This window comes from Pseudomonas grandcourensis, from assembly GCF_039909015.1.
Taxonomy (GTDB): domain Bacteria; phylum Pseudomonadota; class Gammaproteobacteria; order Pseudomonadales; family Pseudomonadaceae; genus Aquipseudomonas; species Aquipseudomonas grandcourensis.
In genome coordinates this window covers 4,449,499-4,467,220 of record NZ_CP150919.1, presented here as the reverse complement: position 1 = coordinate 4,467,220, position 17,722 = coordinate 4,449,499, and the positions used below count along the sequence as shown (strand labels likewise).

Annotated in this window: 16 protein-coding genes; 14 read left to right on the top strand and 2 right to left on the bottom strand. The window is 51.7% G+C overall.

Going from position 1 to position 17,722, the window contains the following annotated elements:
* The first annotated feature begins 2 nt into the window (after nucleotides 1-2).
* From AABM52_RS19920 to AABM52_RS19870, 12 genes are all read left to right on the top strand, one after another.
* Nucleotides 3-1,421, top strand: a complete 1,419-nt coding sequence (locus AABM52_RS19920) for an aldehyde dehydrogenase family protein (RefSeq protein ID WP_218497839.1) — start codon at nucleotides 3-5, stop codon at nucleotides 1,419-1,421.
* A 99-nt stretch (nucleotides 1,422-1,520) separates the two neighbouring features.
* Nucleotides 1,521-3,059: an amino acid permease gene (locus AABM52_RS19915; RefSeq protein ID WP_218497840.1), complete on the top strand. Its 1,539-nt coding sequence runs from the start codon at nucleotides 1,521-1,523 to the stop codon at nucleotides 3,057-3,059.
* Between the two features lie 34 nt (nucleotides 3,060-3,093).
* Entirely contained in the window at nucleotides 3,094-4,296 is a 1,203-nt protein-coding gene (locus tag AABM52_RS19910; RefSeq protein WP_024777145.1) for a PLP-dependent aspartate aminotransferase family protein, read from the top strand.
* Nucleotides 4,297-4,505: 209 nt separating this feature from the next.
* Complete coding sequence (locus tag AABM52_RS19905) at nucleotides 4,506-4,823, top strand: multidrug efflux SMR transporter (RefSeq protein ID WP_218497841.1); 318 nt, start codon at nucleotides 4,506-4,508, stop codon at nucleotides 4,821-4,823.
* Nucleotides 4,824-5,267: 444 nt separating this feature from the next.
* Nucleotides 5,268-6,050, top strand: coding sequence for a transporter substrate-binding domain-containing protein (locus AABM52_RS19900; protein ID WP_218497842.1), 783 nt, complete (start codon nucleotides 5,268-5,270; stop codon nucleotides 6,048-6,050).
* A gap of 57 nt (nucleotides 6,051-6,107) precedes the next feature.
* A complete protein-coding gene (locus AABM52_RS19895) occupies nucleotides 6,108-6,836 on the top strand; it encodes an ABC transporter permease (protein WP_218497843.1) in 729 nt (242 codons plus the stop codon).
* Nucleotides 6,833-7,543, top strand: a complete 711-nt coding sequence (locus AABM52_RS19890; RefSeq protein WP_218497844.1) for an ABC transporter permease — start codon at nucleotides 6,833-6,835, stop codon at nucleotides 7,541-7,543. The genes AABM52_RS19895 and AABM52_RS19890 overlap by 4 nt, the downstream gene beginning before the upstream one ends.
* 103 nt (nucleotides 7,544-7,646) lie before the next feature.
* A complete protein-coding gene (locus AABM52_RS19885) occupies nucleotides 7,647-8,408 on the top strand; it encodes an ABC transporter ATP-binding protein (protein ID WP_024777150.1) in 762 nt (253 codons plus the stop codon).
* A 12-nt stretch (nucleotides 8,409-8,420) separates the two neighbouring features.
* Nucleotides 8,421-8,918 (top strand): Lrp/AsnC family transcriptional regulator, encoded by a 498-nt coding sequence (locus AABM52_RS19880; RefSeq protein WP_064676935.1) that lies wholly within the window; start codon nucleotides 8,421-8,423, stop codon nucleotides 8,916-8,918.
* Between the two features lie 115 nt (nucleotides 8,919-9,033).
* A complete protein-coding gene (locus AABM52_RS19875) occupies nucleotides 9,034-10,923 on the top strand; it encodes a methyl-accepting chemotaxis protein (RefSeq protein ID WP_218497846.1) in 1,890 nt (629 codons plus the stop codon).
* Nucleotides 10,924-11,261: 338 nt separating this feature from the next.
* Entirely contained in the window at nucleotides 11,262-11,480 is a 219-nt protein-coding gene (locus AABM52_RS30570) for a sigma factor (RefSeq protein ID WP_218497847.1), read from the top strand.
* Between the two features lie 113 nt (nucleotides 11,481-11,593).
* The gene (locus AABM52_RS19870) at nucleotides 11,594-12,772 is read left to right on the top strand and encodes a M20 aminoacylase family protein (protein ID WP_218497848.1); all 1,179 of its coding nucleotides are present in this window, start codon (nucleotides 11,594-11,596) and stop codon (nucleotides 12,770-12,772) included.
* A 224-nt stretch (nucleotides 12,773-12,996) separates the two neighbouring features.
* Here AABM52_RS19870 and AABM52_RS19865 read toward each other — a convergent pair whose 3' ends face one another.
* Entirely contained in the window at nucleotides 12,997-13,890 is an 894-nt protein-coding gene (locus tag AABM52_RS19865) for a LysR family transcriptional regulator (RefSeq protein WP_218497849.1), read from the bottom strand.
* A gap of 110 nt (nucleotides 13,891-14,000) precedes the next feature.
* Here AABM52_RS19865 and AABM52_RS19860 point away from each other — a divergent pair, with 110 nt between their 5' ends.
* Nucleotides 14,001-14,423 (top strand): DoxX family protein, encoded by a 423-nt coding sequence (locus tag AABM52_RS19860; RefSeq protein ID WP_024777155.1) that lies wholly within the window; start codon nucleotides 14,001-14,003, stop codon nucleotides 14,421-14,423.
* 168 nt (nucleotides 14,424-14,591) lie between these two features.
* Here AABM52_RS19860 and alr read toward each other — a convergent pair whose 3' ends face one another.
* Nucleotides 14,592-15,821: an alanine racemase gene (gene alr / locus AABM52_RS19855; RefSeq protein WP_218497850.1), complete on the bottom strand. Its 1,230-nt coding sequence runs from the start codon at nucleotides 15,819-15,821 to the stop codon at nucleotides 14,592-14,594.
* Nucleotides 15,822-16,261: 440 nt separating this feature from the next.
* Between alr and AABM52_RS19850 the strand changes: the two genes are divergently transcribed.
* A complete protein-coding gene (locus AABM52_RS19850) occupies nucleotides 16,262-17,635 on the top strand; it encodes a sigma-54-dependent Fis family transcriptional regulator (RefSeq protein ID WP_218497851.1) in 1,374 nt (457 codons plus the stop codon).
* The last annotated feature ends 87 nt before the right edge of the window (nucleotides 17,636-17,722 follow it).

Genomic DNA, 17,722 nt, shown 5'->3' with positions numbered 1-17,722 from the left:
TCATGAATAGCTTGAGTCTTTCGCTCGCTGTTGATTATAAAACCATAACAGTTTTGAGTCCGTATGATGGCGCTGCAGTTGGAGAGGTGACGGACATACCCGCTTCATTTGCCACTGCGATCATTGATACGGCGAAGCTTGGTGCGCTGATTGCCAAAGAACTTCCAAGGCACGAACGTGCTCGCATACTGGAAAAAACCGCTGCTTTGGTTGAGAGCGACAAGGAGGCGTTTGCCAGTCTGATTGTTGCCGAGTCGGGAAAAACGATCAAGCAGGCGAGAAAGGAGGTTTTACGCTGCGTCAATACGCTGAAACTGTCCGCTGAGGAGGCCAAGCGTAATGCTGGCGAAGTGATTCCGTTTGACTCCTATGTAGGATCTGAGTCCCGTCAGGGATGGTTTACTCGGGAGCCTTTGGGGGTAATTGTTGCAATTACCCCATACAACGACCCACTCAACTTGGTCGCTCACAAGTTGGGGCCTGCGATCGCTGGCGGTAATGCTGTTGTACTCAAACCCTCTGAGCTCTCTCCGTTATCTGCCATTAAGCTGGTGGCTTGCCTGAACGCTGCGGGTCTCCCTCCTGCGGTCGTGTCCATTGCAACTGGGGGGGCTGCGCTGGGCAAGGCACTGGTCGCTCATCGAGCGGTACGTATGGTTTCCTTCACGGGCGGTTTTGTTACCGGTGAGCAGATCTCTCGCAATGCAGGCCTTAAAAAACTGGCGATGGATTTGGGGGGCAATGCCCCGGTTATCGTCATGGGCGATTGTGATCTGAATGAAGCCGTTGAGTCCTGTGTATCAGGCGCTTTTTGGGCGGCCGGGCAAAATTGTATCGGTACCCAACGAATTCTTGTTGAAGAGACAATATATGAGGAGTTCAAAAAGAAATTCGTTGTGAAGACAAGTGCTTTAGTCGTGGGAAATCCTGCTGACGAAAGCACGGATGTTGGGCCAATGATTACTGAAGCTGCTGCAAAACGCACTGAAGAAGTAGTTATCGAGGCAATGGATAAAGGGGCTAACCTGTTATTTGGTAATATACGCCAAGGCTCGCTTTACTCTCCGACGGTCCTGGAGAATGTTAGCCAAAGCTGTAAAGTTTGGTGTGAGGAAGTATTTAGTCCGGTTGTCATTCTTCAACGCGTGGCCTCGCTTGATGAGGCGCTGACACTGGCTAATGAACCAGAATACAGTTTGCATGCGGGTATTTTCACCAGCAATTTGAATGTCGCCATGAAAGCAGCTAAACGACTCGAAGCCGGCGGCGTCATGATTAATGACTCATCTGACTATCGTTTTGATGCAATGCCATTTGGTGGTTCAAAATACGGCAGCATGGGGCGTGAAGGTGTGCGTTTCGCGTATGAAGATATGACGCAACCAAAAGTGATCTGCTTAAACGGTGTTGGCGGAAGTTGATTAAAGGATCGATGTGAATCCCTAGGATTAAATCGGGTCCTCGGCAAGGCTCTTCTGGTCGGTAGAGCCTTGCCCAATACAACAATAAAAGGTAACAAAATGAGTGTGAATGATCTTAATCCCACACGCGTGCCATCGTCTGGTGTAACTCGAAAGAGAGACTTCAGCGCAGAAGATGCGGGCTATCAAAAGGTGCTCAAGCCTCGCCAGGTTCAGATGATTGCCATAGGGGGGGCAATCGGAAGTGGTCTATTCATGGGCGCAGGCGCACGACTCGCCGAAGCCGGACCCTCGCTTGTGTTTGTCTATGCAATCTGTGGCTTTTTTGCGTGGTTCATCATTCGGGCTATGGGCGAACTGGTGATGTATCGCCCATCCTCGGGCTCGTTCGTCTCCTATGCTCGAGAGTTCTACGGTGAGAAATGGGCTTTTGCCGTGGGATGGATGTACTGGACTGACTGGGTAATGGTTGCCATTGCAGATCTCACAGCGACAGCGCTCTACCTGAATTTCTTCAAAGCCTATGTCCCTTTCATGGGCGACATCCCTCAATGGTCCTTGGCACTGGGAGCATTGGGTTTTGTTACTGCGATTAACCTTGTCTCGGTAAAAATTTTTGGTGAACTCGAATTCTGGTTTGCCCTGATCAAGGTGGCTGCATTAACGACCTTCCTTGGGATCGGCATTTACATGGTGCTGTTCGGCACTCCGCTGCCAGGCCATGAGGTCGGATTCAAACTGATTTCTGACAATGGCGGTTGGTTCCCATCAGGCCTCTTGCCCGCCGTAATCATGATCCAGGGGGTGATATTTGCGTATGGCAGTGTGGAGTTGGTTGGTACTGCAGCTGGCGAAGCCCAAGACGTCGCTACAGTCATGCCGAAAGCCATTCGGGCAGTTGTTTTCCGCATTATTGTTTTTTACGTTGGTTCTGTATTGCTGTTGGCAATGCTGCTCCCCCACACAGCGTACTCGGCGGGGGTAAGCCCGTTTGTGACTTTCTTCGGCTCGCTGGGGATCAAGGGTGCAGACGCGATTATGAACATGGTCTTGATTACCGCGGCCGTGTCTTCTCTGAACGCTGGCATTTACTCCACTGGCCGGGTGCTTCGCTCGCTGGCAATCAACGGATCAGCCCCTAGCTTCCTGGCCAAGATGAACCGTCAAGGTGTTCCGTTCGCTGGCATCATGCTGACGACCGTTGCTTCACTAATTGGTGTCGTACTTAACGCCATTGTTCCGGGGGAAGCCTTTGAAATCGCGCTGACACTCACTGCCGTTATGTTGATCGGTTCGTGGTCAACAATCGTCCTGTGTCAGATCAAGCTCTTCAAATACTCCCAGCAAGGTGATCTGGAGCGTCCGGGGTTTCGAATGCCGTTTGCGCCTTACAGTGGTTACGCGACTTTGGGGTTCTTCGGTTTGGTTCTGGTTCTTATCGCATTCGATTATCCCGTAGGTACGTACTCGATTGCTTCGCTGCCGTTTTATGCCACCGCCCTTGTTGTTGGTTGGTACATGGTTCGTGGCCGTGTTCGTGCAATTGAGAGTGGTGAATTAGTCTTTGACGAAAATCAAGAATTGGTCCGAGCAGATCAGACCAACCGTCCTTCTTTCACTCACCTTCAGAATCAATGACACCCAACAAAAAATAACTTTGGAGGAAATAGACATGCGTCCTGACAAAAAGAATCTGTCCACACTTTCGGCGGCTACACTCGCAGTTCATGGTGGTAACGTAACCGACACCACTACTGGTGCTGTTCGCACTCCGCTGGTAATGGCTAACTCTTATCTCTTGCCTGAAGATCCGGCCACGATGGACTGGTCTAGCCCAGACGGCCTTGTGTACACGCGGAACCAGGGGCATAACCAGGTATGCCTTGAAAAGAAACTTGCTGCACTCGAAGGCTGCGAGGCTGCGGTTGTATTTGCTACCGGCGTAGCCGCTTTGCATTCAGTGTTTTTCTCTTTCTTGAAAAGCGGTGACCACGTCATTGTCAGTGATATTACGTATCAGGCTGTATGGCGTCTTTTCGCGGAGCTTTTGCCTGAGCGTTATGGCATTGAAGCCACATTTGTCGACGTAGGTGACCTAGAGGCTGTTCGCCAAGCGATCCGCCCTAATACCAAACTGATCCATACCGAGACGATTGCTAATCCAACCACTAAGGTTGCAGATATCGCTGCGCTGGCTGAAATTGCCCATGCACACGGGGCACTGATTTCCGTCGATGCTACTTTCACTCCACCTCCGTTTTTCCGTGCCAGTCAGCACGGGGTCGACCTGGTCGTCCACTCTCTGACGAAGTATATCAATGGCCATGGTGATGCCATGGGCGGGGTGGTTATCGGTTCCACTCAGATGATTACCAAGATCAAGAATGACGCTCTTGTTGACCTCGGCGCGACCATCTCTCCATTTAACGCCTGGATGATAATGCGCGGTTCAGTCACGCTGCCTCTGCGACTGAAACAACTTCTAAATACGGCTGAAAAATTGGCTGAGTTTCTCAATTCGGATGATCGTATAGCCTATATCTACTATCCGGGGCTTCCGTCCCACCCGCAGCATGAACTAGCCCGTCGGCAATTTGCAGGCAAGGGATATGGGGCGATGATGGCTTTTGCAGTAAAGGGCGATCCGGATACTCAGAATCGGTTCGTTTCGAATCTGCGCATCATCACTTCTGCAGTATCCCTCGGGCACGATGAGTCCCTCATCGTTCATGTGGGTGCGGAAGGCCGAGGCGGCTTTGACAAGTACCCTGAAGAGTTCCGTACCTACGGTCACCTTCGGTTTTCGGTGGGGCTCGAAGATCCGGACGATTTGATCAAAGATATTTCCCTGGCCTTGGACGAGACATTCAAATGATCTGAACGCAAAAAAATTGGTGGCACCTTTAGCGTTGGATGTACGGCATTGCTCAAAATATGGTCTGGTCGGTAACCCTCCTTTGCCCCCGTACCAGCGGGGGCTTTTTTAAGAGCCCGATCCATTGTTTTTATTTTCAGGGGCGCGGCCCCAATACTTGTAGGTTGTATTCGTCTTGGTCGTGACGGATCTTTCAATGGAGGCTTATCATGGCTTGGATATGTTTAATATTTGCAGGGGTACTTGAAGTTGTTTGGGCTTTCTCCATGAAGCAATCTGAAGGTATGACCAAGCTTGGGCCGTCTGTTGTTACCTTGGTCATGCTAATGGCAAGTTTTGCGCTCCTATCATTTTCCATGAGAAGTCTACCGCTTGGTACTGCTTATACAATTTGGACTGGCATTGGTGCTGTTGGCGCGTTTGCAGTGGGTATCATCTTTCTAGGGGAACCTGCCAGCCTTATGCGAGTTGTCGCAGCTGTCTTAATTGTCAGCGGTCTTCTAATGATGAAGCTGGCTTCAGCTTGATTTTTTCTGTTTCGGTTAGAAAATAAATGATAAGAGTTGGAGTGACGCCTCAGCATTTCCTGAGGGGGTTCATGCGCTGATTTTTTGTTTACCTTTGCAAAGCAGGTTTTCAGTCAAGCAGATTGCTCTCTGTTACGAGCGGTTTGCTCATAACATTGATCTGTTTGCCATATTTGGATGAGCGAGCCATCGGCGTACTATCAGTGTCCAGTACCAGGACATGAGGTCTTGATTATGAGTGAATATAAAATTGCTTAGGAGGTGTATAGCTAAATTTCTATTGCCGTTGATTGCGTAACGCTTGCCACAGCTCTTAAATGGGTGTGCAGTAATGCAACTATTGCGGGGGTTTATATCCGAAATGTAGTTGCCGAAAGAAGAATCGTTAAAGTCGTCAAATCGTTCACTGCCCTTAATCAAACTACAACATCTAGGGATTCTCATATGATTTCGCTTCGAAAGCTCTTCGTGTTAGCACTTTTCCCACTTTGCGCAAATGTCGCTCTGGCCAAGGAGTACAAAGAACTGCGTTTTGGCGTTGATGCTTCTTACGCACCATTCGAATCTAAAGCCGCAGATGGTAGTCTTACGGGGTTTGATATCGATCTGGGTAATGCAATCTGTGCCAAATTGAAGGTCAAATGTACGTGGGTCGAGAGCGATTTCGACGGCACGATTCCTGGCCTGAAGGCCAACAAATTCGATGGCATTCTCTCTTCCATGACGGTGACCCCAGCCCGCGAGAAAGTCATTGACTTCTCAAATGAGCTGTTCTCCGGCGCAACCTCTTATGTGTTCAAGAAAAACTCTGGTCTGAGCGAAGAGGTTACTTCCCTTAAGGGCAAGACCGTAGGCTATTTGCAAGGAAGTATCCAGGAAGCCTATGCCAAAGCGGTTCTGGATAAGGCTGGTGTCAAAACTCAGGCCTATCAGAACCAGGATCAGGTTTACTACGACCTGGTTTCCGGTCGCCTCGATGCGGCGATCCAGGACATGCTGCAAGCTCAGCTGGGTTTTTTGAATTCCCCCCAAGGCACTGGTTATGAAGTCAGCAAGCCCGTTGACAGCGAGTTACTGCCAGCCAAAACAGCTATTGGTATCTCTAAAGGTAACAAAGACCTCAAGGCCTTTTTGGATAAGGGCATCCAAGCGTTACACGATGACGGTACCTATGACTTAATCCAGAAAAAACACTTCGGTGATCTGAATCTCTATAGCGGCAAGTAAGGCCCGGGTGCCCGTCCTTGGGGCGGGCGCTTTATTATCGCGATAGGTTCCTGAATTATGTTCGAAATACTGTTGCAGGCCCTCGGGCTCTCCATATACAGCATGAAAGGGTTCGGTCCTCTGTTGCTGGAGGGCGCCTGGATGACCGTCAAGTTGTCAATACTCTCGCTGCTGTTGAGCGTGCTGCTTGGTCTTATCGGGGCCAGTGCCAAACTTTCCAGTGTCAAACTCCTGCGAATCCCAGCACAGCTCTACACTACCCTGATTCGCGGGGTGCCGGACCTAGTGCTGATGCTACTGATCTTTTACAGCCTGCAAACCTGGTTGACCGGGATCACGCAGGCACTGGATTGGGAATACATAGAGATCAATCCGTTTGTTGCCGGGATCATCACGCTGGGGTTTATCTACGGGGCCTATTTCACTGAGACTTTTCGCGGGGCGATGCTAGCCGTGCCCCGTGGACAGGTGGAAGCGGCCACCGCCTATGGCTTAAGTCGCACTCAGCGCTTTCGCTTTGTGGTCTTCCCGCAAATGATGCGTTTTGCTTTACCGGGTATTGGTAATAACTGGATGGTCATCCTCAAAGCCACTGCACTGGTGTCGATCATAGGCCTTGCTGACTTGGTAAAGGCAGCCCAGGACGCTGGTAAAAGCACCTATCAATTGTTCTATTTTCTGGTCTTGGCAGCGCTTATTTATTTGGTGATTACCAGTACTTCAAACTATGTCTTGCGTTGGTTGGAACGGCGTTATGCGGCAGGTTCCCGGGAGGCTGTACGATGATCGAACTCTTGCAGGATTACTGGAAGCCTTTTCTCTATAGCGACGGCCACCAGATCACGGGGCTAGCCATGACTTTGTGGTTGCTCAGTGCCTCAATCTTCATCGGATTTTTGGTGTCGGTCCCGTTATCCATTGCCCGGGTTTCATCCAAGTGTTACCTACGCTGGCCCGTACAGTTCTACACCTACCTGTTTCGGGGAACGCCGCTCTATATCCAGTTGCTGATTTGCTACACCGGGATCTACAGCCTGGCTGCAGTTCGTGCACAACCGGTGCTCGATGCATTTTTTCGCGACGCGATGAACTGCACCATCCTTGCGTTTGCGCTGAACACCTGCGCTTACACCACGGAGATTTTCGCCGGAGCAATTCGCAACATGGCCCATGGCGAAGTCGAAGCTGCGAAGGCCTATGGCCTGACAGGTTGGAAGCTCTATGCCTACGTGATCATGCCATCGGCGCTACGTCGCTCGTTGCCGTACTACAGCAACGAAGTAATTCTGATGCTGCATTCGACCACCGTGGCCTTCACTGCAACCGTCCCGGACATTCTGAAAGTTGCTCGCGACGCCAACTCGGCGACCTTTCTGACCTTTCATTCGTTCGGTATTACTGCGCTGATTTACTTGGTGGTTACCTTCGCGCTTGTCGGACTATTCCGCATCGCCGAGCGCCGTTGGTTGGCTTTCCTTGGTCCGGCTCATTAGGGCTTGGTACTCCATATGGCCGCTCATTAGGCCTCGGGCTTTGTCGCCGGCTGTCACAGCTGCACAGCGACGCCACATTTTCCCTTAGAGGATGATTGCGCACATGTACAAATTGACTGTTGAAGAACTGCACAAGAGTTACGGTAACCACGAAGTACTCAAGGGCGTATCTCTGAAAGCCAAAACTGGTGATGTGATCAGTTTGATCGGCGCCAGTGGGTCAGGCAAAAGTACCTTCCTGCGCTGCATCAACTTTCTCGAAACACCCAATGACGGAGCCATGAGCCTGGACGGCAAGCAGATTCGCATGGTCAAAAACCATCATGGCATGCAGGTGGCCGATGCCGCTGAGTTGCAAAGGCTGCGCACCCGTCTAGCCATGGTCTTCCAGCACTTCAATCTGTGGGGCCACATGACCGTTCTGGAAAACATCACGATGGCCCCGCGCCGGGTGCTGGGTGTCAGCAAAAAAGATGCCGAAGATCGTGCCCGACGTTATCTGGACAAGGTGGGGCTGCCAGCGCGCGTTGCGGAGCAGTTTCCAGCATTTCTCTCTGGCGGTCAGCAACAGCGAGTGGCGATTGCACGAGCATTAGCGATGGAGCCGGAAGTTCTGCTGTTCGACGAACCGACGTCGGCGCTGGATCCTGAACTGGTGGGCGAAGTACTAAAGGTGATTCAGGGCCTGGCCGAAGAAGGCCGGACCATGATCATGGTGACCCACGAAATGAGCTTTGCCCGCAAGGTGTCGAGCCAGTTACTGTTTCTGCATCAAGGCCGAGTCGAGGAGCAGGGTGGGGCAGAGATTCTGGATAACCCGCGCAGCGAGCGCCTTCAACAATTTCTGTCTAATGGACTGAAGTGAATAGAGTTAACAATGAAAAGGAAGGAAAAAAATCCCGATTTTTCACGAACATTGGGGCGTATTGATGAGGCTATCATTGACGTATTACGCCATGACGGGCGCATCACGTACCAGAAACTAGCAACACTTGTGCACCTGACCGCAAGCCCTTGCCAGGAACGCGTACGCAAGTTGGAGAGGCTAGGGGTGATTCGCGGTTATGGTGCGTTCATCGATGTGCAAAAGGTCTCACCGGGATTGTCACTACAGGTATTGGTCGCTATATCGAGCCAGAATCGGCGCACTGCACAAAAAGCCTTCGAAGCATGTGTAGATAGCTGTTCTCAGGTCTTGGAATGCCATCTTATCAGTGGTCCGTTCGACTACAGCCTGCGTATGCACTGTACAGATATGAAGCACTATCGTGCGCTTACGGAAGTTTGGTTGGAGAATGAGGACCTGTGTATCGACAAACTGGTTGCCTACCCTGAATTGGCTGTTGTTAAACATTCGTCCACACACCACGACTAGCGGTGTAGTGTAAAAGATACGGGCTACGCATGAGATGAACTGGCGCAGGTCTTAATGGCCTGCGGTTGGAGTTAAATAATAAAAACAGAAATTTTTAATCTCGGGTAAATTTCCAATGACTGTCCACTTAAGGTTCAGCCACAAAGTTCTGCTCGCCGCATCGCTCGTAGTCATTGCAGCATTCTCATTATTCACACTGTACAACGATTATTTTCAGCGTGACGCTATACATACAAACCTCGAAAGCCACCTTGAGGGGATGAGCAAAATTGCTGCAAGCAATGTCCAAGCTTGGCTGTCTGGACGTGTTTTGCTGATAGACACCGTCGCTCAGACTGTTGCCAGCGACAATACGCCGGACAGTGTGGTGCGCCTGCTGGAACAGAAGACGCTGCTTTCAACATTTAACTTCACCTATCTTGGGGGTATCGACGGCAGCTTTGCGATGCGACCAAAAGACGAATTGCCCGCCGATTATGACCCGCGTACCCGGCCTTGGTACAAGGATGCGATGGCAGCTGGTGGTACGACTTTGACTGAGCCGTACCTGGATGCATCCACTGGCCAGTTGATGATGACCATCGCTACTCCGGTTCACCATGGAAACCAACCTCTCGGTGTGGTCGGTGGTGACCTGACTTTGGATACCCTGGCGAAAATTGTCAGTTCGCTCGATCTGGGCGGCATCGGTTATGCCTTCCTGGTCAGTGCCGACGGCAAGATACTTGCTCACCCGGATAAAGACTTGGTGATGAAAAATCTTATCGATATCTATCCGCAAGACACACCCGCTATCAGCACCCATTTCAGTGAGACTGAGCAGGCGGGTGTTCCTTATATTCTGATGTTCTCGCCGATCAAGGGGCTGCCCTCGGTCAACTGGTATATCGGTTTGTCCATCGACAAGAAAAAAGCCTACCAGGCGTTAGGCGATTTCCGTGCTTCAGCTATTTTCGCCACTCTGATTGCCGTGCTAATCACGTTGCTTCTACTGGGCATGCTAATCCGCGTACTGATGCAACCTCTGAGGTTAATGGGCAAAGCCATGCGCGATATAGCCCAGGGGGAGGGGGACCTGACCCGACGTTTGGCCGTGCATTCTCAAGATGAGTTTGGAGAATTGGCCAGCGACTTCAACCTTTTCGTGGAGCGAATCCAACATTCAATACGCGAAGTCTCATCAGCGACCGAACAAGTCAACGAAGTGGCAAAGCGAGTGATGTTTGCCTCCAGCTCATCCATAGCAAATTCCGACGAACAGGCCAATCGCACCAACAGCATTGCAGCAGCGATCAACGAGCTGGGTGCAGCCGCTCAGGAAATCGCGTGTAATGCCGGTGATGCCTCACTTCAGGCGTCAGATGCACGCCTTCAGGCTGAGGGTGGCCGGCAAGTGGTAGCTCAGACGATCAACGCCATGAACGAGTTGTCAGGAAAAATTCGTGCATCCTGCAGCAACATAGAGACGCTTAATGGTAAGACGGTGAGCATTGGTCGGATCCTTGAAGTGATCAAGGGCATTTCCGAACAGACCAACCTACTAGCGCTCAACGCCGCTATCGAGGCTGCGCGGGCGGGCGAGGCAGGTCGCGGTTTCGCTGTGGTGGCGGATGAAGTACGCAGTCTTGCCTACCGCACTCAGATATCGGCACAAGAAATTCATACGATGATTGAGGAGCTTCAGGTCGGCGCTCGTGAGGCGGTTTGCACCATGAGCGAAAGCGAGCGCTATAGCCATGAAGGTGTGGTTATCGCCAACCAGGCTGGCGAGCGACTAGGGAGCGTTACTCAGCGTATTGGCGAAATTGATGGCATAAATCAGTCTGTAGCCACTGCTACTGAAGAGCAGACCGCTGTAATCGACTCGTTGAATATGGACATCACCGAGATCAAATCCCTCAACCAAGAAGGCGTGGAGAATCTCCAGGCCACCTTGCTCGCCTGTGATGACCTTGAGCAACAAGCCAGCCGACTCAAACATCTGGTGGATAGCTTCCGTACTTAAGTTGAATACATCGAACGCTGTTGATTATTAATAGTTTTTCCTGCTCAGTGGGAACCCCGAGTTCTTGATACTGAGGGCCCATTGAGCAAACTGAATCGCATCGCGTTTCGGATGTATCTCCTTGCCTTAAACGAGGCCAACTCAAAAAGCTATGAGCAAATCGAACTACTTCGAGGCATTAAAATTCAATCACTCGATCAACAATATCCGACCTTTACGTGACCCGGGTTAACGATGGAACGAACTACACATAATGCTGCCTTTCTCAATCGGGTGATTCACCTACAAGCATCGTTCCTCGCAGGCCTGGGCGGAAACGAAAAGCCTATCTCACGTTTTTGTCGGAGCTAAGTGTTCATGCGCGTGAATTTCTGCGTAATAGACTTCAGTGTCAACCAAGTGATATCGAGGACTTGCTACAAGAAACATTCTTGGCCGTGTATAGCAGGCGCGAAACGTACCTCCCAGATCAACCAGCGACGGCTCAGGTATTTGCCATTGTGCGCTACAAACTCGCTCGAGGTGGGCGCGTCATGATGCGTTTCACGACTCGCTAGACAATACAGCTGCCTGCCAGTGATTGAGCAGAGTTTGCAGCACTTAACGTTGATGAGCTTTATATCCTCGCACTTTGCAGGCGAGCCTCCCTTACATGAAACAGGTGAAGTCCATGACCGTTCGACCCATGCTGCCGGGTATCCGTGCCATTGAAGCTGAAATGATTGAGTTGCGCCGTCAGCTTCATGCTTATCCGGAGCTCAGCCTTAAGGAGTTCAAAACCTCAGATCTGGTTGCTGCCAAGCTCGAGTCGTGGGGGTTTGAGGTGCATCGTGGTTTTGGGGGGACTGGTGTTGTAGGGCGTTTTCAGCAAGGTTGTGGAAGTAAGGTCATTGGTATTCGGGCAGATATGGATGCACTGCCGATTCAGGAGCAGACCGGATTGCCTTATGCGAGCCAGCATCCAGGCGCCATGCATGCCTGTGGTCATGACGGCCATACTGCAATGCTGCTGGCTGCCGCGCAGCACCTAGCCAACAGCCGGCAGTTCGACGGTACGCTGGTGGTCATCTTTCAGCCCGCCGAAGAAAGCGATGGGGGCGCGCAGAAAATGCTGGATGATGGTCTCCTGGAGCGATTTCCCTGTAATGCGTTGTTCGGTATGCACAACATGCCTGGGTTGCCAGTAGGGAAGTTGGGTTTTCGGGCCGGACCGTTCATGGCCTCCACCGATACGGTTGAAATTCGAATTGATGGTACGGGCGGGCATGGCGGAATGCCACATAAAGCCATTGACCCCATACTTACTGGAGGGGCAATTGTCATGGCACTGCAGAGTATTGTGTCGCGCAATACGGATCCTCTGGAGACGGCGGTGATCACTGTGGGCTCCTTTCATTCTGGTGAGGCGCCCAATGTCATTCCGGGGCATGCAGTACTCCAACTATGTGTGCGCGCCTTGAAGCCTAACGTTCGTGCCGACCTTCTCAAGCGGATTGTCCAGGTTGCCCAAGCTCAAGCGCTTAGCTTCGGTGCCAGTGTCAGTGTGGAGGTTGATAGGGAAGAATCATTGCCACCCTTGATCAATGATCCTCAGCTTACTGCGTTTGCCCGACAGGTCGCTGTTGATTGGTTGGGTGAAGAGGGGGTGATTCAAGACATGGCACCTATTGCTGCCAGTGAAGATTTTGCAGTGATGCTTGAGCATTGTCCTGGCAGCTATCTCTTTATCGGTAATGGTGATGGGGAAGGGGGGTGCATGGTGCATAACCCTGGGTACGACTTCAACGATGACTGCCTGGGGACGGGGGCTAGTTACTGGGTTCGGTTAGTTGAACAATTTCTGGTTTGAGCTGGTTGAGATCAGGTGCAGTACTTACCCGATCCAGTAGCATTTGTGAGTGAGAGACAGGAGCAGCACAGTCACCAGCGCAATGATCGCGGCACTGGTGAAAACCAGGGATTGCCTCCCCGGCAAGCCCCCCATGAATAAAGAAAGTAACTGTCCGGAAAAAATCGCAATTGAACGGTACGCAAGGTTACGTTCCATCTGAAATACGTCACTCTGCTCAACGGTCATGTGGTTGTCGGTCCAGGCCAGGAACGTTGAAGTGCTTCATTCAAAAAGCGGGTGAAGGCTTGCACCCGAGCGGTATGTCTCAGGTCCTGATGGGTGAGGACCCACAGTCCCGTTTTGAGGGCGTTGAGTCCTACGAACGGGACCCGCTCTAGCCCGGGGGTTGAATCGCCCAAATAGCAGGGAAGTGCGGCTATTCCCAAGCCCCCCAGCGCTGCTTGCCTAAGGGTGACCAAAGAGTCGGCCTTGAAAACAATGGACGTTGCAGGAACGCTGGCACGCAGCCATTTTGCAATATCCATTTGACCAAGTGCGAGATCCGGGGCAAGCCATCGATTGAAGTGCGCTGGATCAACGCTCCCATGACGCTGAGAAAATCCCCTGGCAGCGTAAACGGCAAACCCGACATCGGCGATACGCCTACCGATCAATGCGTCGGGAGGACTGTCACTGGTTCGTATTGCTACATCTGCATGCCGTTGGGCCAGATCGCTGATGAAATTGCCGGTGGTGACTTCAAGTGATATCTCGGGATGGAGTTCACTGAATCCTCCAAGTGCCTCCGGTAAAATGGATGCCATTAAAGTATCGCAGGTGGTAATGCGGAGTATGCCCTCCAATCGCAGATCCTTGCCTTCGAGTTTGCGGGACAGTTCGCTGACGGCGATATTCATGATTTGTGCTGTCTGCAGTAATTCTTCTCCGGCGTCAGTCATTGTGTAGCCGGTCGAGAGGCGATCAAATAGTCGAAATGCATGAAGTTTTTCGAAGGCATTGATACGCCTCAGCACGGTGGTGTGATTAAGATGAAGTGCGCGTCCGGCGGCGGCAAAAGACTTGTGTTCGGCAACGGCAAGTATCAGGCGCAGATCGTCCCAGTCCCAAGTGTGCATATATGCAGTCCGTAATAGCTAAATTGCAGATTGTAGGGTTGCTGATTACTCGCAACAATATATTCGGAAGGCAGCGCAACGTGCGCTGTCAGTGTTATTTTGGAAGTTGTATGGACGATTTTAAAGGTATATCCTATGGTGTTTTATTGCTTCGCCTGACAGCTGGTATTGCGTTGCTTGCGCACTCTCTGTATTTAAAGGTTTTCGTTTTTACAATGTCAGGTACTTCAAGTTTTTTTGAGTCGATTGGCTTGCCGGGTGTGTTGGCGTGGCTGGTTCTCGGAGTTGAGGTCACCACGGGTGCAATGCTGGTGCTGGGCTTTAAAACTCGCTATGCGGCCTTGGCGGCCATTCCTGTTTTATTGGGTGCCACCTGGGCGCACTCGGGTAATGGCTGGCTGTTCAGCAGTACCGGCGGGGGCTGGGAGTACCCGGCATTCTGGACGGCGGTGCTGATTGCTATCGCGCTGTGTGGCGATGGTGCTTATGCCCTAACGCCGCAGCGTGCATCGGATAAAAATGCCGCCAGCTGAAAGACGGAACAGACGTCCTGAAAAAACCATGACCGCTGCCCAGGCCGAAGCTCCGTTGCCAACTGAACTCTGGTGCGGTTTTTGGCCAACTGGCGGATCAGTGCAACTGCGCAATGAAAAGCCACCCTGATGAGGTGGCTTTTCATCACATGCTATGGGCCTCTTGCTTTAGTCGACCAGTATTCGAATGTTTGAGGTGCCCCACATGGTGTAAACATCGGCGAGCAGTGCACCGTTATTGATGTCTTCCAATTCAGCTTGTGTAATCTCGGCATCGCCTTGTTTGCCATAGAGCGTTACGGTATCGCCGGGCTTGACGTTTTTTATGTCGGTCACATCTACCATAACTGTGTTCATCGAGATTTTTCCGACCGTGGGCACTTTCACGCCATTGATAACGACAAAAGACTTGTTGGTAAACACTCGGCGGTAGCCATCTGAGTAACCTACTGGGATGTTGGCGAGCCTGGAGTCTCGAGTCAGTGTGAGCGTGCGGTCATAACCCACTGTGTTTCCGGCAGGATAGGTGTTGACCGCAGCAACCTTGCTTTTAAGTGACATGACGCGTTTCAGCTCGGCGCGGCCGATCAAATCGCCGTAAAGTGCTCCGCCCACGCGCACCATGTCCAAGTGGGTTGCCGGGACGTCAAGCGTTGCGAACGAGTTGGCACAATGAACGGTAATTTCGTCACGGTTCAAGTGTGCTGTCTTGATGATCCAGTCCTGCTCCGACATGAACTTGTCATAGGCCTCCATGACGAAGGCCTTATCCTCGACGGCGAAGTGCGTCATGATCCCGGTGACCTTCAGTCCCTTCATTGAGGTGATTTCCAGCACGTCTTTTTTGCCCTGCTCGGTGGCAAGCTCCAAGCCATTCCTACTCATGGCGCCCGCATTGGTAACGAGATGAATTTTGATGGGCTTGCCATTGTGTTCTGCCAGCGTGCTGATGGCTTGGGCTACCTGTGCATTGCCGATAAGCTCTTCAATGTCATAAGGCAATGCGCTGACGATTTCTCCCTCCGTGGCTTGCCGAACGCGAATTATTTTTCCTGTGTAGCCCTCTTTTCTGGCAATTCGCGCTTCTTCATTACTCGCAATGCCGATGCAATTAATGCCCGCTTCCATGATCGTCGGAATCAATAATGCGATGCCGTGGCCATAAGCATCTGCTTTCATCACGGCGCACAAGCTACTGCCTTTCGATAATCTGCTTTTTACGAATTCTATATTTTGCTTGAAAGCAGATTTACTGATCTCTAACCAGGCGTTTGTTTGGGATATTGTTGCATTTACGTCCTGCTTGAAGTTGTACTCCTGTAGCAGCGGTGCAGCGACAGCCTGAGTGCCAAGTGCAATGAAACCTACTGCGGCAAAGTGAGAAAATGTTGTTTTCATTATTTCATCCTTTGAATGCTTTTTTGCAGGGGAAGTTGGTTTCGTGTTATTCGCTCAATGCTACACCTTCAATGCACAGGTGCCAGTTGGCAAATGGCTTGTTGCATTGAGCGTTTTGCTTGTTGTAGCAAGCTAACTGCTCGTGCGGGTTGTTCTGAAGTTAGTGTCTTTGCTGTTCTTCCAGGTGGGCGGGTGGTGTGGGAGCAGTTCGTGAGAGGGGAGGTAAGTGATGACTCTTTTCACTTGTCGGACGGTGACCTGTTCCAGCCAGCCCTTGAGTCAACGCCGGCGTCACACGCTTCTATTGGATTAGGCCCCATGCCCTTGGCTGCATGGGACCACTTCAAGGCTTCAATTGCTCTCTTGTCTTCCCGTCACTCTCCATCCCTCAACACAACGTTTACACTTAACGGCTCCGTACTCTCGAAGGAATCTCCCCGGTGAACGTCAACGACGCCAGTTTCGAAGAACTGCTCAACGCTTTGCATGACGGCGTCTACATCACTGATGGCGACGGCAAGACGCTGAAGGTCAATCAAGCCTATGAGCGCCAGACCGGGCTCAGTGGTGCTGATCTCATCGGCCGATCCATGCAGGAGCTGGTGAAGGAGGGCGTCCTCTCGCAATCGGCCACACTGCGTGTATTGCATGAAGGTCGGCCGGTGTCGGTGATGCAGAGCCTGAGTCAGGGCAAGAAATTGCTAGTCAGCGCCACGCCGATTCTCGACGCTGATAACCGGATTTCATATGTTGTCAGTACCGTACGCGACATGACCGAACTGCTGCGCATGAAACACGAGCGCGATGAGTTGCAACAGCTTAAACAACTGCGCAACAGCACCGCCAAACTTCATGCTGGCCAACGAGACAATCTTTTGCGTTCTCCGCTTATGGCCGATCAGGAGGTTTCAGGCCGCGTCTTCTCGCTGGCCCGGCAGGTTGCCAGTAGCTCGGTGAAGGTTCTGCTTCAGGGAGAAACCGGCGTCGGAAAGACCCTTGTAGCGCAATTCATCCACAACGCCAGTCCACGGGCCAGTGAACCATTTCTCGCGCTCAACTGCGGTGCACTGCCCGAGAATCTGATTGAAGCCGAGCTGTTTGGTTATGCGCCTGGAGCGTTCACAGGCGCAGGCCCCAAAGGCAAGCGCGGCCTGTTGGAATTGGCGCATCACGGAACATTGTTTCTCGACGAAATTGGTGATTTGCCACTGCCGGTGCAGGTCAAGTTACTCAAGGTTATCGAAGAAAATCGCTTCATTCCTGTCGGCGGCCTGGAGTTGAAGGAGGTCGATGTGCGCATCATTAGTGCCACCCACCACGACCTCAAGCGTCTGGTGGCAGACGGTCGTTTTCGGGCTGATCTGTATTACCGGCTCAACGTGGTGCCGATCAACATTCCAGCACTGCGCGAGCGTCGTGAGGAGATTCTGCCGCTTCTAAACTACTACCTCGATAGATTCAATGTCCGTTATGAACGCCAGGTTCAATGGAGTCTCGAAACCCTCGACCTGATGTGCGACTACACCTGGCCTGGCAACATCCGTGAGTTGATCAACATCGTCGAACGGTTGGTGGTGACCAATCAAACCGGGACTATTGAGGCGCTGGACATGCCTGAGGAGATCCTCAACCTCAACCCGCTGAATACCGATGACAGCCGCTTACCGCTGCGCAAGGTGTTGGAAAACGCCGAGCGCAGTGCGATTCGTGCCGCGCTGCGTGTGCACAAGACCACGCGCCTGGCGGCCAAGGCGTTGGGCGTGAGTCAGGCGACTGTGGTGCAGAAAATGAAACGCTGGGAACATTCTGATTAGGATTTTAATCAGCCCCGAATTAATCGATCAGAAAACTAATCGGGACTGACCGGTAAAAAACCCTCTTTTTTCGTGTGAATCGCGCAA

What these genes read in the sequence shown, in the direction of transcription:
- AABM52_RS19905 (WP_218497841.1), top strand. Translation starts at nt 4,506, where the DNA reads ATGGCTTGGATATGTTTAATATTTGCAGGGGTACTTGAAGTTGTTTGG.
- AABM52_RS19865 (WP_218497849.1), bottom strand. Translation starts at nt 13,890, where the DNA reads ATGCACACTTGGGACTGGGACGATCTGCGCCTGATACTTGCCGTTGCC.
- AABM52_RS19890 (WP_218497844.1), top strand. Translation starts at nt 6,833, where the DNA reads ATGATCGAACTCTTGCAGGATTACTGGAAGCCTTTTCTCTATAGCGAC.
- AABM52_RS19895 (WP_218497843.1), top strand. Translation starts at nt 6,108, where the DNA reads ATGTTCGAAATACTGTTGCAGGCCCTCGGGCTCTCCATATACAGCATG.
- AABM52_RS19875 (WP_218497846.1), top strand. Translation starts at nt 9,034, where the DNA reads ATGACTGTCCACTTAAGGTTCAGCCACAAAGTTCTGCTCGCCGCATCG.
- alr (WP_218497850.1), bottom strand. Translation starts at nt 15,821, where the DNA reads ATGAAAACAACATTTTCTCACTTTGCCGCAGTAGGTTTCATTGCACTT.
- AABM52_RS19880 (WP_064676935.1), top strand. Translation starts at nt 8,421, where the DNA reads ATGAAAAGGAAGGAAAAAAATCCCGATTTTTCACGAACATTGGGGCGT.
- AABM52_RS19885 (WP_024777150.1), top strand. Translation starts at nt 7,647, where the DNA reads ATGTACAAATTGACTGTTGAAGAACTGCACAAGAGTTACGGTAACCAC.
- AABM52_RS19920 (WP_218497839.1), top strand. Translation starts at nt 3, where the DNA reads ATGAATAGCTTGAGTCTTTCGCTCGCTGTTGATTATAAAACCATAACA.
- AABM52_RS19910 (WP_024777145.1), top strand. Translation starts at nt 3,094, where the DNA reads ATGCGTCCTGACAAAAAGAATCTGTCCACACTTTCGGCGGCTACACTC.
- AABM52_RS19915 (WP_218497840.1), top strand. Translation starts at nt 1,521, where the DNA reads ATGAGTGTGAATGATCTTAATCCCACACGCGTGCCATCGTCTGGTGTA.
- AABM52_RS19870 (WP_218497848.1), top strand. Translation starts at nt 11,594, where the DNA reads ATGACCGTTCGACCCATGCTGCCGGGTATCCGTGCCATTGAAGCTGAA.
- AABM52_RS19900 (WP_218497842.1), top strand. Translation starts at nt 5,268, where the DNA reads ATGATTTCGCTTCGAAAGCTCTTCGTGTTAGCACTTTTCCCACTTTGC.
- AABM52_RS19860 (WP_024777155.1), top strand. Translation starts at nt 14,001, where the DNA reads ATGGACGATTTTAAAGGTATATCCTATGGTGTTTTATTGCTTCGCCTG.